12 protein-coding genes are annotated in these 15,764 nt (G+C 71.7%); 7 read left to right on the top strand and 5 right to left on the bottom strand.

All coding sequences use genetic code 11. From position 1 onward, the window contains the following. The gene (locus ACIPYW_RS08525; RefSeq protein ID WP_400412645.1) at positions 1-1,632 is read left to right on the top strand and encodes a dolichyl-phosphate-mannose--protein mannosyltransferase; all 1,632 of its coding nucleotides are present in this window, start codon (positions 1-3) and stop codon (positions 1,630-1,632) included. A 15-nt stretch (positions 1,633-1,647) separates the two neighbouring features. On the opposite strand, the gene ACIPYW_RS08520 is transcribed toward ACIPYW_RS08525, so the two are convergent. Further along, positions 1,648-2,295 carry a TetR/AcrR family transcriptional regulator gene (locus ACIPYW_RS08520; protein WP_400412644.1) on the bottom strand — a complete coding sequence of 216 codons (648 nt, stop codon included), beginning with the start codon at positions 2,293-2,295 and terminating at the stop codon, positions 1,648-1,650. A gap of 150 nt (positions 2,296-2,445) precedes the next feature. Between ACIPYW_RS08520 and ACIPYW_RS08515 the strand changes: the two genes are divergently transcribed. The 5 genes from ACIPYW_RS08515 to ACIPYW_RS08495 all read left to right on the top strand — a co-directional run bounded on the left by ACIPYW_RS08515 (position 2,446) and on the right by ACIPYW_RS08495 (position 9,009). Then, positions 2,446-3,996: an MFS transporter gene (locus tag ACIPYW_RS08515; RefSeq protein ID WP_400412643.1), complete on the top strand. Its 1,551-nt coding sequence runs from the start codon at positions 2,446-2,448 to the stop codon at positions 3,994-3,996. Positions 3,997-4,364: 368 nt separating this feature from the next. Then, the gene (locus tag ACIPYW_RS08510; protein WP_400412642.1) at positions 4,365-5,225 is read left to right on the top strand and encodes a sulfurtransferase; all 861 of its coding nucleotides are present in this window, start codon (positions 4,365-4,367) and stop codon (positions 5,223-5,225) included. Between the two features lie 269 nt (positions 5,226-5,494). After that, entirely contained in the window at positions 5,495-6,550 is a 1,056-nt protein-coding gene (locus tag ACIPYW_RS08505; RefSeq protein ID WP_400412641.1) for an NAD-dependent epimerase/dehydratase family protein, read from the top strand. A gap of 3 nt (positions 6,551-6,553) precedes the next feature. Beyond that, the gene (locus tag ACIPYW_RS08500; RefSeq protein ID WP_400412639.1) at positions 6,554-7,099 is read left to right on the top strand and encodes an ATPase; all 546 of its coding nucleotides are present in this window, start codon (positions 6,554-6,556) and stop codon (positions 7,097-7,099) included. A 65-nt stretch (positions 7,100-7,164) separates the two neighbouring features. After that, positions 7,165-9,009 (top strand): thioredoxin domain-containing protein, encoded by a 1,845-nt coding sequence (locus tag ACIPYW_RS08495; RefSeq protein ID WP_400412638.1) that lies wholly within the window; start codon positions 7,165-7,167, stop codon positions 9,007-9,009. A 28-nt stretch (positions 9,010-9,037) separates the two neighbouring features. Here the strand turns inward: ACIPYW_RS08495 and ACIPYW_RS08490 are convergent, their stop codons facing one another. From ACIPYW_RS08490 to ACIPYW_RS08475, 4 genes are read right to left on the bottom strand one after another with little or no spacing between them, the layout of a single operon-like run. After that, the gene (locus ACIPYW_RS08490) at positions 9,038-9,637 is read right to left on the bottom strand and encodes a hypothetical protein (RefSeq protein ID WP_400412636.1); all 600 of its coding nucleotides are present in this window, start codon (positions 9,635-9,637) and stop codon (positions 9,038-9,040) included. Continuing rightward, positions 9,634-10,341 carry a hypothetical protein gene (locus tag ACIPYW_RS08485; RefSeq protein ID WP_400412634.1) on the bottom strand — a complete coding sequence of 236 codons (708 nt, stop codon included), beginning with the start codon at positions 10,339-10,341 and terminating at the stop codon, positions 9,634-9,636. Before ACIPYW_RS08485 ends, ACIPYW_RS08490 begins: the two co-directional genes overlap by 4 nt. Continuing rightward, a complete protein-coding gene (locus tag ACIPYW_RS08480; RefSeq protein WP_400412633.1) occupies positions 10,338-11,483 on the bottom strand; it encodes a hypothetical protein in 1,146 nt (381 codons plus the stop codon). Before ACIPYW_RS08480 ends, ACIPYW_RS08485 begins: the two co-directional genes overlap by 4 nt. Beyond that, on the bottom strand, positions 11,480-11,770 hold the full coding sequence (locus ACIPYW_RS08475; protein ID WP_400412631.1) for a hypothetical protein: 291 nt from the start codon (positions 11,768-11,770) through the stop codon (positions 11,480-11,482). The genes ACIPYW_RS08480 and ACIPYW_RS08475 overlap by 4 nt, the downstream gene beginning before the upstream one ends. 95 nt (positions 11,771-11,865) lie before the next feature. Between ACIPYW_RS08475 and hrpA the strand changes: the two genes are divergently transcribed. Next, a complete protein-coding gene (gene hrpA, locus ACIPYW_RS08470; protein WP_400412629.1) occupies positions 11,866-15,756 on the top strand; it encodes an ATP-dependent RNA helicase HrpA in 3,891 nt (1,296 codons plus the stop codon). Positions 15,757-15,764 lie beyond the last annotated feature (8 nt).

Genomic DNA, 15,764 nt, shown 5'->3' with positions numbered 1-15,764 from the left:
ATGACCAGCGAGCTGACCGACGACCGCCGGGACGTGGCGGACCGCCCGACCGGCTCGCGACTCGACGACTGGTGGGCGCACGTCCTCCGGACCGGCACCCAGGTCGCGGTGTGGCGGTGGACCGGGCCGCTCGCGGTGACGCTGCTCGCTGCCGTGCTGCGGCTCGTCGGCCTCGGCCACCCGCACTCGCTCGTGTTCGACGAGACGTACTACGTCAAGGACGGCTGGTCGATCGTGCACCTCGGGTACGAGGGCACGTGGCCGGCGAACCCGTCGGAGAAGGGCGCACCGACGACGGACCAACGGTTCGCCGACGGACAGACCGACCTGTTCTCGCAGGCGGCGGAGTTCATCGCGCACCCGCCGCTCGGCAAGTACCTCATCGGCCTCGGCATGCTGGTTTTCGGGGCGGACAGCTCGTTCGGCTGGCGCATCACGGTCGCGGTGCTCGGCATCGCCACGGTCTTCCTCACCGCCGTCATCGCCCGGTCCCTCTTCCGTTCGACCGCGATCGGCACCCTCGCCGGTTTGCTGCTCGCGGTCGACGGCCAGGCGATCGTGCTGTCGCGGGTGACGCTGCTCGACGGAATCCTCACGTTCTTCGTGGTCCTCGGTGCCGGTGCCCTGCTGCTCGATCGCCGGTGGACGGAGCGTCGACTCGACCGGTGGGTCGCGCGACGGACCGCGGCCGGGCGGGACACCCTGTGGGGGCCGTTCCTCTGGTGGCGGCCGTGGTTGATCGCGATGGGGCTCGCGCTCGGGCTCGCGACGGCGACGAAGTGGTCGGGGATGTTCTTCCTGGCGTTCTTCGCGGTGTACTCGGTGCTCAGCGACATGATGATGCGGCGGCGGGCGGGCATCGAGTTCTGGTCGTCGAGCGCGTTCCTGCAGCAGGCTCCGGTGTCGTTCCTGCTCACCGTGCCGATCGCCGCGGCGACGTACCTGGCGTCCTGGACGGGCTGGTTCACGTCGCGGGACGGGTGGGACCGCGACTGGATCGCGAACGGCGGCGAACGTTGGACCGGTCTGCTCGCGTGGGTGCCGGACAGCCTGCAGAACTGGTGGCACTACCAGTCCGAGATCTACGGGTTCAACATCGGGCTGCACACACCGCACTCCTACCAGGCGAACCCGCTCCTGTGGCTCGTCATGCAGCGACCGACGTCGATGTACTACGTCGGGACCGATGCCGGTCAGGACGGCTGCACGGCGTCCCGCTGCGGCGAGGCGATCACCGGGATCGCGAACCCGTTCATCTGGTACGCCTCGGTCATCGCGGTGGTCGCCTTGCTCGTGTTGTGGGTGCTGCGTCGGCGCTGGGAGTACGGCTTCGTGCTGATCGGTGTCGCGGCGGGCTACCTGCCGTGGCTGATGTACGTGAACCGGACGGTGTTCCAGTTCTACACGATCGCCTTCGAGCCCTTCATGGTGATGGCACTCGCCGCGGCGATCGGGTTGGTGCTCGGTCGCCGGACGGACGAACGGTCGCGCCGGACCCGGGCGATCGTCTGGGTCGGCGTGTACCTCGGGGTCGTCGTGCTGGCGTCCGTGTACTGGTACCCCATGTGGACCGCGATCCAGATGCCGTGGGACTTCATCCGGTCGCACTACTGGATGCCCAGCTGGCTGTAGCAGCCTCGGCCGGGTTCAGCTGCCCGGCTGCAGCGCCCGCTCGAGGGCTTCCCGGTCGAGCGGCGTGCCGGACATCGGGTCGGCGTGCTCCGGGGGCATCACGCCGTCGATGAGCACCTGGGCGTAGCGCCGCCAGGCGTCGGGGTCGGTCGCGCGGGTGGTGTCCGCGACCGCGCCGAGCATCTGCGTGAGCATCGGCAGGTCGCGGTAGTCGAAGCCGTCGCGCACGACGCCGGCGGTCTTGGCGCGACGGATGATCTCGGACACCTGGGTCTCGAGCCGGTTGCGCTCCTCGACGATCGACGGGCGGGCCTTGCCGGCACGCACGATGGCGTCGGCGAGCGCCCGGTCGCGCGCGCGGAACTCGAACACGCCCATCAGGTACACGCGGAGCGACTCGCGGGGGTCGAGCTCCTCGGCAGCGCGGGCGGCGGCACCGTTCATCGCCTCGAACTTCGTCGCGAGCAGTGCCTCGATCAGGGCGTCCTTGTCGGCGAAGCGGCGGTAGACCGTGCCGACGCCGACCCCGGCCTCGTGCGCGATGTCGTTGAGCGTGACCGAGAGACCGCGTTCGGCGAAGCACTTCCGCGCCGTCTGCAGGATCAGCTCGCGGTTACGTGCTGCGTCCGCGCGCAGGGGGCGGTCGAGGTCGGTGGTGCTCATGTGGCCAAAGCTAGTTGACGATTCTGGGAACAAACGGATGCGGTGACTCCGTTTCGGTCTACACTGGGACACAAGCGGATGCCGAGCATCCGTTTCTCTCCGGTCGATCCGACCACCCTCCCCCCTCCACCTTCCAGAAGGAGGCTGCCCGTGACGGCAGAACAGACCGCGCCGACCCCGACCGGGTCCGCGCCCACCATCCAGGACTCCCCGCCCGCCGCTCCCGAGCGCGCCAGCCGCCGCTGGATCGCCCTCGCGGTCATCGCCCTCGCCCAGCTCATGGTGGTGCTCGACGCCACGATCGTGAACATCGCGCTGCCGTCCGCCCAGGCCGACCTCGGCTTCGGGACCGACCAGCGCCAGTGGATCGTCACCGCCTACTCGCTGGCGTTCGGGTCCCTCCTGCTCCTCGGCGGACGACTCGGCGACCTCTTCGGCCGCAAGAACACCTTCATCATCGGGCTCGTGGGCTTCGCGCTCGCCTCCGTCCTCGGCGGCCTCGCGGACTCGTTCGGGCTCCTCGTCGCGGCACGCGCACTGCAGGGCGTCTTCGGCGCGCTGCTCGCCCCGTCCGCGCTCGGCATGCTGACGACGACCTTCCGCGACCCGAAGGAGCGCGGAAGGGCCTTCGGCATCTTCGGGTCCATCGCGGGCTCGGGTGCTGCACTCGGCCTGCTGCTCGGCGGGGTCCTCACCGAGTACGCGACCTGGCGTTGGTGCCTCTACGTCAACGTGGTCTTCGCGGTCCTCGGCGTGATCGGGGCGCTGGTGTTCATGGCGAAGCCGCCGAAGGCCGACCGCCCGCGGATCGACGTCGCGGGCGTGCTCACCATCACGGCCGGTCTGGTCGGGATCGTGTACGGCTTCTCGAACGCCGAGACGAACGGCTGGGACGACCCGCTGACCATCGTGATGCTCGCGGCCGGCGTCGTGCTCGTCGCCGCGTTCGTGGTCATCGAGACCCGGGTCGCGCACCCGCTGCTGCCGCTCCGCGTGGTGCTCGACCGCGACCGAGGCGGTTCGTACATCGCGATCGGCCTCGTCGCGATCGGCATGTTCGGCATCTTCCTGTTCCTGACCTACTACCTCGAGCAGACGCTCGGGTTCACGTCGCTGCAGACCGGTCTGGCGTTCCTGCCGATGCCGCTCTCGATCATCGTGTCGTCGACGCAGATCGGCGGACGGCTGCTGCCGCGGGTCGGCCCGAAGGTGCTCGTGTTCGCCGGCGGTCTCGTCGCTGCGACCGGGCTGCTCCTGCTGCTCCGGACCGACCTCGACAGCACCTACGCGGGCACGGTCCTGCCCGCGCTCGTCGTCATCGGGCTCGGGATGGGCACGATCTTCTCGTCCGCCATCAACACCGCGACGACCGGGGTCGCCCGGGCCGACGCCGGAGTGGCGTCCGCGACGGTCAACACCATGCAGCAGATCGGCGGGTCGATCGGCACGGCACTCCTCTCGACGATCTTCACGGACGTCGTGAAGGACCGTCTGTCAGACCTCTCCGCGGCGCCGACGAAGCTCCAGGAGGCGCAGGCGGTGCTCGACGGCTACCACGTGGCGTTCGGCATCTCGGCCGGCGTCCTGGTGCTGGTCGCCCTCGCGGGCGGGCTGCTCATCAACCGGCAGTCCGTGCGGCTCGCGAAGCTCGAGCACGCCGCGACGACCGCGACGGGGAGCATCGCGACCGCCGCGCACTGACGGTCCCAGGCACGTCACGACGACCCGCTCGGCTCGGTGCCGGGCGGGTCGTCCGCGCGTTGCGTGGGCGGGGCCGCACTCGTGGGTGGCTGGGGCTCGTTGCCGCTGCGGAACGACCGGACCGCTGTCGGACGACGACGGTCCGGTCGCACGTTGCACGCGACGGAGATCGCGGACGCGGGGCTGCGACACCGGCCGACCACGGCCGCGCGCCACGCCCGCGCGCCGCGCCCGACCGCGCCAGCGCGCCGCACCGGGCCCCGCCCGCACCGCCCGGGAGCCGAATCGCGCGGCACGGAACGGCCCGCAGTTGCGCAGTGTTGCGGTTCCCCTCGCAGGCGTCAGGGGTCCTCGTTACGGTGGGCGGCATGGCCCCCGTCCTGACCTCGCCGCTCGTGTCGACGCAGTGGCTCGCAGACCACCTCGGTGCTGACGAGCTCGTGGTGCTCGATGCCTCCGTGCACACGTCGGGGACCGGACTCGAGACGACCTGGCGGTCCGCGGAAGACGCCTACGCCGACCGTGGGCACGTGCCCGGCGCGCGCTACGCCGACCTGCTCGACGACTTCTCCGCGCCGGACGGCGACGTCCCGTTCACGCGGCCGAGCGCCGAACGGTTCGAGTCCGCCGCGGGGCGCCTCGGCGTCACGAACACGTCGACGGTCGTGGTCTACGACGACGGGGTCGGGCAGTGGTCGGCTCGCCTCTGGTGGATCTTCCGGTCGTTCGGCTTCGACTCCGTGGCCGTGCTCGACGGTGGCTTCACGAAGTGGCGCGACGAGGGGCGTCCGGTCCGGATCGGTTCCCTCGCCCGCTCGGCGCAGGCTCCCGGGTCGCACGCGTTCCTCGCGGGTGAAGAGCGGCCGCTCTGGGTCGACCACGACCGGGTGCGGCGTGCGACGACTGGTGTCGAGCCCGCAGCGCTCGTCCTCGCGGCGGACGACACCGCGCTCGGCGACGACCACGCTCCGGTGATCCCCGGCAGCACGGCGATCCCGGTCGGCGCCCTCGTCGACCCCGACACGAACGCCTACCTGAAGGGGCGCGCGCTCGAAGCGGCCTTCGCGGAGGTCATCGGGTCGGACGAGATCGTCACGTACTGCGGTGTGGGCACGGCCGCGTGCGTGGACGCCCTCGCGCTCACCGTCCTCGGGCACGACCGGGTGCAGGTGTACGACGGGTCGCTCATCGACTGGTGGCGCCGCGAGCCGGAGTCGGTCGCGTCCTGAGCGCGCGAGCGCACGCGCGCACAGCGGCCGCGCAGCGTGCGAGCGCACGCGCACGCACCGGCTGCGCAGCGCACACACGCACGCGCACAGACCGGCCGCGCAGCGCGGCGCGGCGCGGCGCGGCGCGCGAGCCCACGCGCGCACACCGTCGGCGCCACCCGCGCCCGGACCCGCACGCCGACGCCGCGCCAGCGCAGGCCGAGCCCCTTCGCGACGTCCGCCGCGCGACCGACGCGCCCCGCGCCTCCCGGCCGCACTACCGTTGCACCATGAGCACGAGACGCGCGGTCATCCTCGGCGGCACCGGGGGCATCGGCTCCGCGGTCGCCCGGCACCTCCTCGACGCCGCCGACGACTGGCAGGTCGAGGTCGTCTCCCGCCGGGGCGGACCCGTGGCGGACGCCCTCGTCGCCGACGGCGCGACCTCGACCACCGGCGACGCCCGTGACACCGCGCTGCTCCGGTCGCTGCTCCGACCCGGCGCCGACCTCGTCGTCGACACCGTCGGGCGGACGCGCGACGACGCCCTGCGGCTCCGGCCGTTCCTCGACGACGCGGGGTCCACCGTGTTCGTGTCCTCGAAGGCGGTGTACGTCGACGAGCAGGGACGGCACGGCAACTCCGTCGAGCGTCCGGTGTTCGGCGGCCCGGTGAGCGAGCTGCAGCCCACGGTCGTGCCGAACGACGCCGACCCGACGAGCCGCGACGGCTACGGCGCTGCGAAGGTCGCTGCCGAACAGGTCCTGCTCGACCACGGCGCCCCGGTCACGGTGCTGCGTCCGTCGAAGGTGTACGGCCCGCACATCGGGCGTCCGCGGGAGTGGTTCGTCGTCCGACGGGTGCTCGACGGTCGGGAGCGCGTCCTGCTCGCGGACCACGGTCGCGGCGTCGACCACACCACCGCCGCATCCGGCATCGCCGACCTCGTGGGGCTGGTCGCGGACCGGCCGGACCGCCGCATCCTCAACGTCGCCGACGAGATCGCACCGTCCGTCCTCGAGATCGTTCGGAGCGTCGCGGGCCACCTCGACCACGAGTTCGACGAGGTGCTGCTCGACGAGGACGCCCCGGCGTTCGTGGGCGTCACGCCGTGGTCGTCGCCGAGCCCGTTCGTGCTCGACACGACTGCCGCGCGGGCGCTCGGCTGGCATCCACCGCGCTTCGACCAGGCCGTCGTCCCCGAGCTGGACTGGCTCGTCGACACCGCGCACCGGATCCCGACGGACGGCGACGTGCCGTGGGCCGACGACCCGTTCTGGGAGCGGATGTTCGACTACGGCCCGGAGGACGCCGCGCTCGCCCTCCTCATGCTCGGTCGGGGCTGACACGTGGTGCGCTCGGAGGTGCTGTTCATCGGCGGCCGGTCCGGCGTCGGCAAGTCCACCGCCGCCGAGGCACTGCACGACCTCCTCGTCGCCGCCGACGTCCGGCACGTCGTCATCGAGGGGGACGCGCTCGACCTGGCGCACCCCGCGCCGCACGTCGAGCACCCCGAGGCACACCTCGCGGAGCGGAACCTCGCGACGATGTGGGAGCGGTACCGTTCGCTCGGGCACCACCGCTTGATCTACACGAACACGAGCTCGGTGCTGCACCTGGACGTGCTGACCGCCGCGATGGGCGACGACCCCCTGGCCACCGCGGTGCTGCTGCGTGCGGGCGACGCAGCCGTCACGGACCGCCTGCGTCGGCGGTCCGGTGGTCGCCTCCCCGAGGCGCAGCTCGCGCACAGCACCAGGACGGCCGGGAGGCTCGACACGGCTGTCCGAGGCGACGTCACGCGGGTGGACACGGACGACCTGACGCCGGAGGACGTGGCCCGTCGGCTCGCGTCGCTCACGGGGTGGCACTTCCCGCGACCGGCTGTGGACTGAGCGGTTCCGTCCACAGTCTGACTCGCACGCTGGCCCGCCCAGGGCGGTCGGGGCAGGCTGGACGCATGAACGACAACCGCCTCGGCTCGGCCGTCAGCCCCTACCTCCGCCAGCACGCTGCGAACCCGGTGGACTGGCGCGAGTGGGGCCCGGAGGCCTTCGCCGAGGCTCGCGAGCGGGATGTCCCCGTCCTCGTGTCGATCGGGTACGCGACCTGCCACTGGTGCCACGTCATGGCACGCGAGAGCTTCTCGGACCCGGCCGTGGCCGACCTCCTGCGGCAGGACTTCGTGGCCGTCAAGGTCGACCGCGAGGAACGCCCGGACGTCGACGCGAGCATGATGGCCGCGGCGAGCGCCTTCACCGGACAGCTCGGCTGGCCCCTCACCGTCTTCACGACGCCCGATGCGCACGTGTTCTTCGCGGGGACGTACTTCCCGCCGGAGCCGGTGCAGCAGGTGCCGTCGTTCCGGCAGGTCCTCGGCGCGGTGCTGGACGCCTGGCGTGAGCGGCGAGCCGAGGTGGACGCGAACGCCTCGGCCATCGCGGCGGCGATCCGGCAGGGCGCCGAGGCGGACGCGATCGTCGCGTCCGGCGACCGACGCGACGGGGACGAGCCGCGCCTCCCGTCGTTGGACACGATCCATGCGGTCCTCGACCAGCTGCGGCAGGCGGAGGACACCACGTACGGAGGTTTCGGGGGCGCACCGAAGTTCCCCGGTGCGCCACTCCTCGAACTGCTCGGCGACCTCGCGGCGGACGACCCGGCCGACGGTGCGGATGCCCTCGGGCTGCTCGGCCGCACGCTGGGGGCGATCGCCGGCTCCGAGCTCACCGATGCCGACGGCGGGGTCTTCCGGTACGCGACGCAGCGTGACTGGAGCGTCCCGCACTACGAGCGGATGCTCTACGACAACGCGGGACTGCTGGCGGTGGCCGAGTCCGCGCAGGCACGGGGCATCGCCGCGTTCCTCCGCGACACCCTGCGTCGACCGGACGGTGCGTTCGTCGCGGCGCAGGACAGCGAGTCGACGATCGACGGGCGCCGGGTCGAGGGCGAGTGGTACCGCCGTCCGCTGGCCGAGCGCGCGACGCTCGATCCGCCGCCCCTCGACGACCAGGTGCTGACGGGCTGGAACGGCCTCGCGGTCCGGGGGCTCGCCATCGCCGGAGCGCGGTACAGCGACGACGAGATGATCTCGCTCGCCAGGGGCGCGGCGGACGCGGTCCTCGCGGCGCACGTGCGTGACGGGCACGTGGCGGTCCGGTCGAGTTCGCCGCGTGGCACGTCGAGCGCTCCGGCGACGATCGAGGACGTCGGCCTGCTCGCCGAGGGGCTGCTCGAACTCGCGCTCGTCACGGGCGAGGTGTCCTACGCCTCCGCCGCACAGGTCCTCGTCGACGACGGCCTCGCCGGTCGCTTCGGTGTCGACCCGGTCCTCGACTCGGCGGGGACGTCGACCGGCGAGCAGCCGCAGACGGCGCTGCGGTCGGGGACGGTCGGCCTCGCGTCGGCGGCGGCGACGCTCGCAGCGCTGACGGGTGAGCGCTCGTACCGCGACGCGGCCGATCGGCTCGTCGCCGATCGTGCCCGGTCCGGGACGGAACGACCGCTCGGGTACGCCGACGCTCTGGGGCTCGCCCTGGCGCTCGGGCGACCGTCGCGCGAGGTCGTCGTCGTGACCGCCGACCTGGCCGACCCGATGCGGTCAGCGGCGTTCGGTGCACGACGTCCCGGCACGACGATCGCCGCTGTGACCCCGGCGCAGGCCGATGCGTGGGCGGCCGCGGGCTTCGGACTGTTCGAGTCGCGGGCCGCGCTCGATCCGGCGGCGTACGTGTGCCACGACCGGGTGTGCGCACTGCCGGCGACGACCGTGCGCACGCTGGTCGACCAGCTCGCGAGCTGAGCGGACGGCGTCGAACGGACCGGACGTCTCAGCGGCGGCCGCGCACCACCCGACCGGTCCGTGCGAGGTTGCCGCAGATCTCGGTCGCGAGCACGGCGATCAACGGGACCGTGAAGGTGACTGCCCAGACCGCGGCGGAGAGGCTGAAGGCCCAGTTGTCCGGGCTCCCGGAGCCGGGAACGAGGGCAGACCAGCTGAAGGCAGCGGCGATGAAGAGCACGGCTGCGAGCGCCGTCCGCGCGATGCTCTTCCCCGTGAGCTGCCCCGTGAAGACCGACGCGGGTCCGAGCGGTGCCGCGAGCGCGGACCAGGCGACGAACGCCTGCACGACCGCGTGTCGAGCGCGGAGGACCGAGACGCCCAGCCACAGCGCGCAGGCGAGCAGCAGCGTCGTGATGAGCGCCACGGTGACGACGGCCCCGGTGCCCCCGGCCGAGCCCAGCCCGGACGCGACCGCACCACCGACCACAGCGAGGGCGACCGCTGCGGTCCCACCCCAGAAGCGGCGCGCGGTGCTCAGTTCAGCGTCGAGCGTCCGCACCGACGCCGGTGCGTCCCAGGCGTGCTCGCGCGCGTTCGCCGCTCCGTGCACGGCATCTCGCGCACCGGGACGGATCCACGTGTTCACCGTCGCTGTCCCTCTCCTCCGACGCTCGTCGGTGCCGCCACCGGCGTGTCCGACCCTCGGACGACGCGGTGGACGCTCGTCGCGATCTGCGCTCCGAGCCAGGTCATCTGCGGCACCTCGGCCTCGTCGGGCGCCAGTCCCACGGTCAGGGAGAGCGTAGCGGGCAGCCCCGGCACGGGGAGCATGCACACCCATGCGCCGAGGCGGTCCGGGTCGAGCTGCGGGAGTCGACTGCGTGCCGCGACGATCTGTTCGTCGTCGACCTCGACGGCCGTGAGGAGCACGGCGACGCCGTCTCGACCGTCATCGAGTCGGAACGACTCGACGGATCGCACCACGCCGACCGAGCCGACCACGCGTTCCGCCACGCCGACGGGGTTCAGGTCGCCGAGGTCCGGCAGCCGGAAGAGTCGTACTCCGAAGGCCCAGACGGTGGTCTGCCACGGGACCTCGTCGTCACGGTCCTCGGGGCGCCTCGTCGGCACCTGGGTGACGACCGCGCCGAAGTGCTGCCACACATCACTCCCGACCGTCGCCCGGAGGTGCTGTGCTGCGTCGACGAGTGCGTCGAGCGACGCCCCGTCGAACGCGTCCCCGTCCACCGCTGCCTGCGCGCGCAACTGCTCCGCCGTCTCGTCGGCGGTGTCCTGCGCGGCGACCTCGATCCAACCCGCGGGCAGCGCGACGGCGATGTCCGTGGTCACCGGGTCTCGTCCCGGAGCGTGGTGCCGGAGTCGACCAGGTCCTTCGCGCTCGTGATGCTCCAGTACATGGCCGAGTGGAAGAAGTCGTTGTTGACGGCGTACGAAGCCGTGGCGACCGCACCGCCGCCGTTCGTGCCGATCCCCGCGAACGACACCTGGGGGACGAACGCGCCGGCCCGGATGTTGCTCGTGGCCTCGGTGGCGACGGGACCGATCGCGCGGGCGACCCCCATGCCGACGACCGTCGCCGCGCCCTGCACGACGAAGGCCTGCGCCGCGCCCCGTTCGCCGTGGACGACACGGAGTCCCTGGATCCCCAGATCGACGAACGACGACACCTTCGCGACCGTGCCGGCCACGCTCGCCACGGCGAACGCGGGCGGGAACACGAAGCCGACGAGGAACGCCACGACGGAGACGATCGTCGCGACGGCGCCGATGATCTTCGCCAGCTTCTGCAGGATGGGCGCGACGTTCTCCATGAACCAGTCGAACTTCTCGGAGATGAAGTCCCCGAGTGCCTTCCAGTCCACGAGGCCGGATGCCCACTGCCCGGCCCGTTCGAGCCACCCGGGTTCGGTCGGAGCAGCCTGCATCGCCGTGTCGAAGGCTGTCGCGACGACACCGGCGCGCTCGGTGACCTCCGCCTGCAACGCCCGGGCACGGCTGAGCACCCCCTGGAGCGCATCGTGTGCGGCGCTGACGGCGAGGTCTGCGTCGCGGACCGCGTCGTCGTGGTCGTCCTTCGCCTGTTGGTCGGCGTCGTCCGCTGGCGACTCGATCGACGAGCGGTAGCTCATCGCGGTCTGGACGCTCGTCGCTGCGGCGGCCGCCTCCTGCTCGAGCGCGTCCGCACGGGTCCGGTAGCGCGGGAGTTCACCGACCCATCCGTCGAACGCCCGGCTCGCCTCGGAGAAGCTCTGGTGCGCTGCGCGGACCCGGGGTCGGAGCTCCTCCGACATGGCGGACCGGAACGCCTCCGCGGTCCGTCCCTCCCAGTCCTCCTCGCCTGTACCGCTGAGGACGGCATCGACCTCGGCGAGCTTCTCGGTGGCGGCACGGAGTTCAGCAGCGACGTCCGCGCCCGTGGCGGAGTCACTGGCGACGGGATCGAACCCGAGGGTCGGGTACGAAGCGGTCACGACGTCCCCTCGATCCCGTCGGCCAACTGCTGGTCGGCGTCGGTGAAGGTCTTCGCGATCTGGTCCAGTGCGTCGCTGCTGGCACCGGTGTACTTCGCGAGCTGCCCGATGCCGTAGTCCCACGTGTCGCCGAAGTCCTGGAGCTTGCTCCGCAGGACCTCGATGTCGGTCGTCGCTCCGGCACGGGAAGTCATGGTCGCGAGCGGGTCGCGCACGAGTCCGCCGACGTGGTCGAGCGACGTGCGCGTTCGTTGCAGTGCGCCCAGGTCGATGAACAGGTCGGCCATGGTTCGGTTCTCCCCCCGGAGGATCTCGGTCGGTCGTTCAACGCCGGAACGTTACCGCACCGGATCGTCGAGCGTGCTCTGCGGGGTAACCTGGAATGCTCATGACTGCCACGCCCGTCATCACGTACCCGCCCGAGCTGCCCGTCTCGCAGCGGCGGGACGACATCGCCGCCGCGATCCGCGACCACCAGGTCGTGATCGTCGCCGGTGCGACGGGGTCCGGCAAGACCACCCAGCTGCCGAAGATCTGCCTCGAACTCGGCCGCGAGTCGATCGGGCACACCCAGCCCCGCCGGATCGCAGCGCGCACCATCGCCGAGCGGGTCTCCGAAGAGCTGGGCGGCGAGCTCGGCGACCTCGTCGGGTACCAGGTCCGCTTCACCGACAAGGTGTCCGCGAACACGAAGATCAAGCTGATGACGGACGGGATCCTCCTCAACGAGATCCACTTCGATCGTGATCTGAAGCGTTACGACACGATCATCATCGACGAGGCGCACGAGCGGTCCCTGACGATCGACTTCCTGCTCGGCTACCTCAAGCGGCTCCTCCCCCGGCGGCCGGACCTCAAGGTCATCATCACGAGTGCGACGATCGACCCCGAGTCGTTCTCGCAGCACTTCGGTGGCGCCCCGATCATCGAGGTGTCCGGCCGGACGTACCCGGTCGAGGTCCGGTACCGCCCGCTCGTCGCGGACGACGGCGACAGCGCAGACAGCGACGGCGCAAGCAGCGACGGCGGCGACGACGACGAGGACGACCCGCGGACCGACGACCACGGGAACGGGAACGGAAACGGCCGTACCCCGGACGACCGTGACGTCCTCCAGGGCATCACCGACGCACTCGACGAACTCGCCCGCGAAGACCCGGGCGACGTCCTCGTGTTCCTCTCCGGCGAGAACGAGATCCGCGACGCGCAAGAGGCGATCGAGGGCAAGCGCTACCCGGGCACCGAGGTCCTCCCCCTCTACGGTCGTCTGTCCGCCGCCGACCAGCACCGAGTGTTCGAGCGACGCAGCACGCCGGGCATCCGACGCCGGATCGTGCTCGCGACGAACGTCGCGGAGACGAGCCTCACGGTGCCCGGCATCAAGTACGTCGTCGACACCGGGACGGCCCGCATCTCCCGGTACTCGCCGCGGGCGAAGGTGCAGCGCCTCCCGATCGAGGCGATCAGCCAGGCGAGCGCGAACCAGCGTTCGGGTCGCGCCGGCCGCACGAGCGCGGGCATCGCCGTCCGGCTGTACTCGGAGCAGGACTTCGAGCGTCGGTCCGAGTTCACCGATCCCGAGATCCTCCGCACGAACCTCGCGGCGGTCATCCTGCAGATGATCTCGCTCGGCTTCGGTGACATCGAGTCGTTCCCCTTCCTGCAGCCGCCGGACTCCCGGGGGGTGAAGGACGGTCTCGACCTGCTGCGCGAGCTGCGGGCCGTGGACGGTGACGGGCGGATCACGAAGGCGGGTCGACAGCTGACGCGGCTGCCCATCGACCCGAGGCTCGGCCGGATGGTGCTCGAGGCCGGTCGCCAGGGCGTCGGCCGCGAGGTCATCGCCATCGTCAGCGCCCTGAGCATCCAGGACCCGCGCGAGCGTCCGCTCGAGAAGCGTGCACACGCCGACCAGCTGCACGCCCGCTTCGCCGACCCCACGAGCGACTTCCTGACACTGCTCAACCTGTGGAACCACATCGAGGACAAGCAGGACGAGCTCTCGTCGAGCGCGTTCCGGCGGTTGTGTAAGGCCGAGTTCCTCAACTACCTCCGCATCCGCGAGTGGCAGGACCTGTACCGCCAGCTCTCGCGCGCGGCGAAGCAGGTCGACGTCCGCGTGGGGCAGTCGCGGAGCGAGGACGGCGACGCGGTGCACCGGTCGCTGCTCGCCGGACTCCTCAGCCAGATCGGGCTCCGCGACCGCGAGAAGCGCGACTACCTCGGCTCCCGGAACACCCGGTTCGTGGTGTTCCCGGGCAGTGTCCTCGCGAAGAAGCAGCCCGACGCGGTGATGGCCGCCGAACTCGTCGAGACGAGTCGGCTCTTCGCCCGCACGGTCGGCAAGATCGACCCCGCGTGGGTGGAACCGCTCGCCGGTGACCTCCTCAAGCGCACCTACGGTGAGCCGCACTGGGAGAAGAAGCAGGGCGCCGTCGTCGCCCACGAGCGCGTGACCCTGTTCGGCGTCCCCGTCGTCCAGCGGCGGCGCGTGCAGTACAAGCGCGTCGACCCCGAGCACTCCCGTGAGCTGTTCATCCGGCATGCCCTCGTCGAGGGCGAGTGGGACTCGCAGCAGGCCTTCGACCGCGAGAACCGCCGTCTCCGCAAGGAGCTCGAGCAGCTCGAGGAGCGCACGCGCCGACGGGACATCCTCTTCGACGACGAGAAGATCGTCGACTTCTACGACGCCCGCATCCCCGCGGACGTCGCGACCACCCGCGATTTCGAGGGATGGTGGCGGAAGGCGAGGCGCGATCAACCGGACCTGCTCACGATGCGCAGGTCGGACCTCCTGGCCGAGGACGCGGCGGAAGCCGCGCAGGACCAACAGGAGTACCCGGCCCAGTGGCGGTCGGGCGACCAGCGTCTCGCGATCAAGTACCGCTTCGAGCCGGGTGCGCAGGACGACGGTGTGAGCGTCCAGGTGCCCCTCGCGCTGCTCCCCCGGATGCGCGAGGAGGGGTTCGACTGGCAGGTGCGGGGCCTGCGCAAGGAGCTCGTCACGGCGCTGATCAAGTCGCTGCCGAAGCAGATCCGCAAGAACATCGTGCCCGCGGCGGACTGGGCGGAGAAGATCGTCGCCGAGCTCCCCGACGACGCGCCGACGGAGCCGACCGAGTCGTTCCGGTCGACGCTGGCCCGGACCATCCAGCGCATGACGTACGTGCCGGTCTCGGAGTCCGACTTCGACCTGACCCGCGTGCCGCCGCACCTGCTGCCCACCTGGGCCGTGGTCGACGAGCGCGGGCGGAAGGTCGAGACCGGCAAGGACCTCGCGGCCCTGCAGACGAAGCTGAAGGACCGGACGCAGCAGAGCGTCGCCTCCGCCACGGCGAAGGCGAACCGGCCTGGAGGCGCTGCTCGCGTCGCGCAGGCCGGTACCGACCTCGAGCGGTCGGGTCTCACCGCGTGGCCCGCCGGTGACCTCCCTCGCGTCCTCGACACGAAGCAGTCCGGCGGGGTGATCCGCGCCTACCCGGCGCTGGTCGAGGAGGGCTCCGGTCCGAAGGCGACGGTCGCGGTGCGGCTGCTCGCCACCGATCGCGACCGTGCGGTCGCGATGCCCGCGGGTGTCCGTCGACTCGTCATGCTCGCGGTGCCCTCGCCGGTGTCGTACATCCAGCAGCACCTCACCGCGCAGGAGAAGCTCGCCCTCGCCGCCTCGCCGTACTCCTCGACGCAGGCGCTCTTCGACGACGTCCTCGCCGCGGTCGTCGACGCCGGCATCCGCGCCGCGCACCCGGACGGTCTCGTGTTCGAGCGGGCCGCGTTCGAGCGGGTCCGCGACGCCGTGTCCTCCACCGTCGTCGACACGATGTTCACCGCGGTGTCCGAGGTCGCGGCCGTCCTCACCGCGCACCGCAACGCCGAGCGGGCGATCAAGCAGGCGAACGCCATGTCGCTGCTCGGGGCGCTGACGGACATGCGGCAGCAGCTCGAACGGCTCGTGTTCCCCGGGTTCGTGGCAGTCGCCGGGCTCGACCGGCTCCGGCGCATCCGCGTGTACCTGCAGGGGGTCGAAGCGCGCGTGCAGAAGCTCCTGCAGAACCCCGGGCGCGACGCGGCCTGGATGCGCGAAGTCACCGTCGCCACCGACCGCTACACCGACGCCGGCGGGGCGTTCCCGCCGCAGGTCGGTGCGCACGCCGAACTCGTCCACGCGCGCTGGATGCTCGAGGAGTTCCGCTTGAGTCTCTTCGCGCAGGAGCTCGGGACCGCCGAGACGGTGTCGCTGCAACGGATCACGAAGGCCCTGGCCGCCGCGCGCTGACGGGGCTA

Source organism: Curtobacterium sp. NPDC089689, assembly GCF_044749145.1.
Classification (GTDB): domain Bacteria; phylum Actinomycetota; class Actinomycetes; order Actinomycetales; family Microbacteriaceae; genus Curtobacterium.
This window is presented reverse-complemented; position numbering and strand designations above follow the sequence as displayed.

What these genes read in the sequence shown, in the direction of transcription:
- ACIPYW_RS08525 (WP_400412645.1), top strand. Translation starts at nt 1, where the DNA reads ATGACCAGCGAGCTGACCGACGACCGCCGGGACGTGGCGGACCGCCCG.
- ACIPYW_RS08520 (WP_400412644.1), bottom strand. Translation starts at nt 2,295, where the DNA reads ATGAGCACCACCGACCTCGACCGCCCCCTGCGCGCGGACGCAGCACGT.
- ACIPYW_RS08510 (WP_400412642.1), top strand. Translation starts at nt 4,365, where the DNA reads ATGGCCCCCGTCCTGACCTCGCCGCTCGTGTCGACGCAGTGGCTCGCA.
- ACIPYW_RS08505 (WP_400412641.1), top strand. Translation starts at nt 5,495, where the DNA reads ATGAGCACGAGACGCGCGGTCATCCTCGGCGGCACCGGGGGCATCGGC.
- ACIPYW_RS08495 (WP_400412638.1), top strand. Translation starts at nt 7,165, where the DNA reads ATGAACGACAACCGCCTCGGCTCGGCCGTCAGCCCCTACCTCCGCCAG.
- ACIPYW_RS08475 (WP_400412631.1), bottom strand. Translation starts at nt 11,770, where the DNA reads ATGGCCGACCTGTTCATCGACCTGGGCGCACTGCAACGAACGCGCACG.
- hrpA (WP_400412629.1), top strand. Translation starts at nt 11,866, where the DNA reads ATGCTCATGACTGCCACGCCCGTCATCACGTACCCGCCCGAGCTGCCC.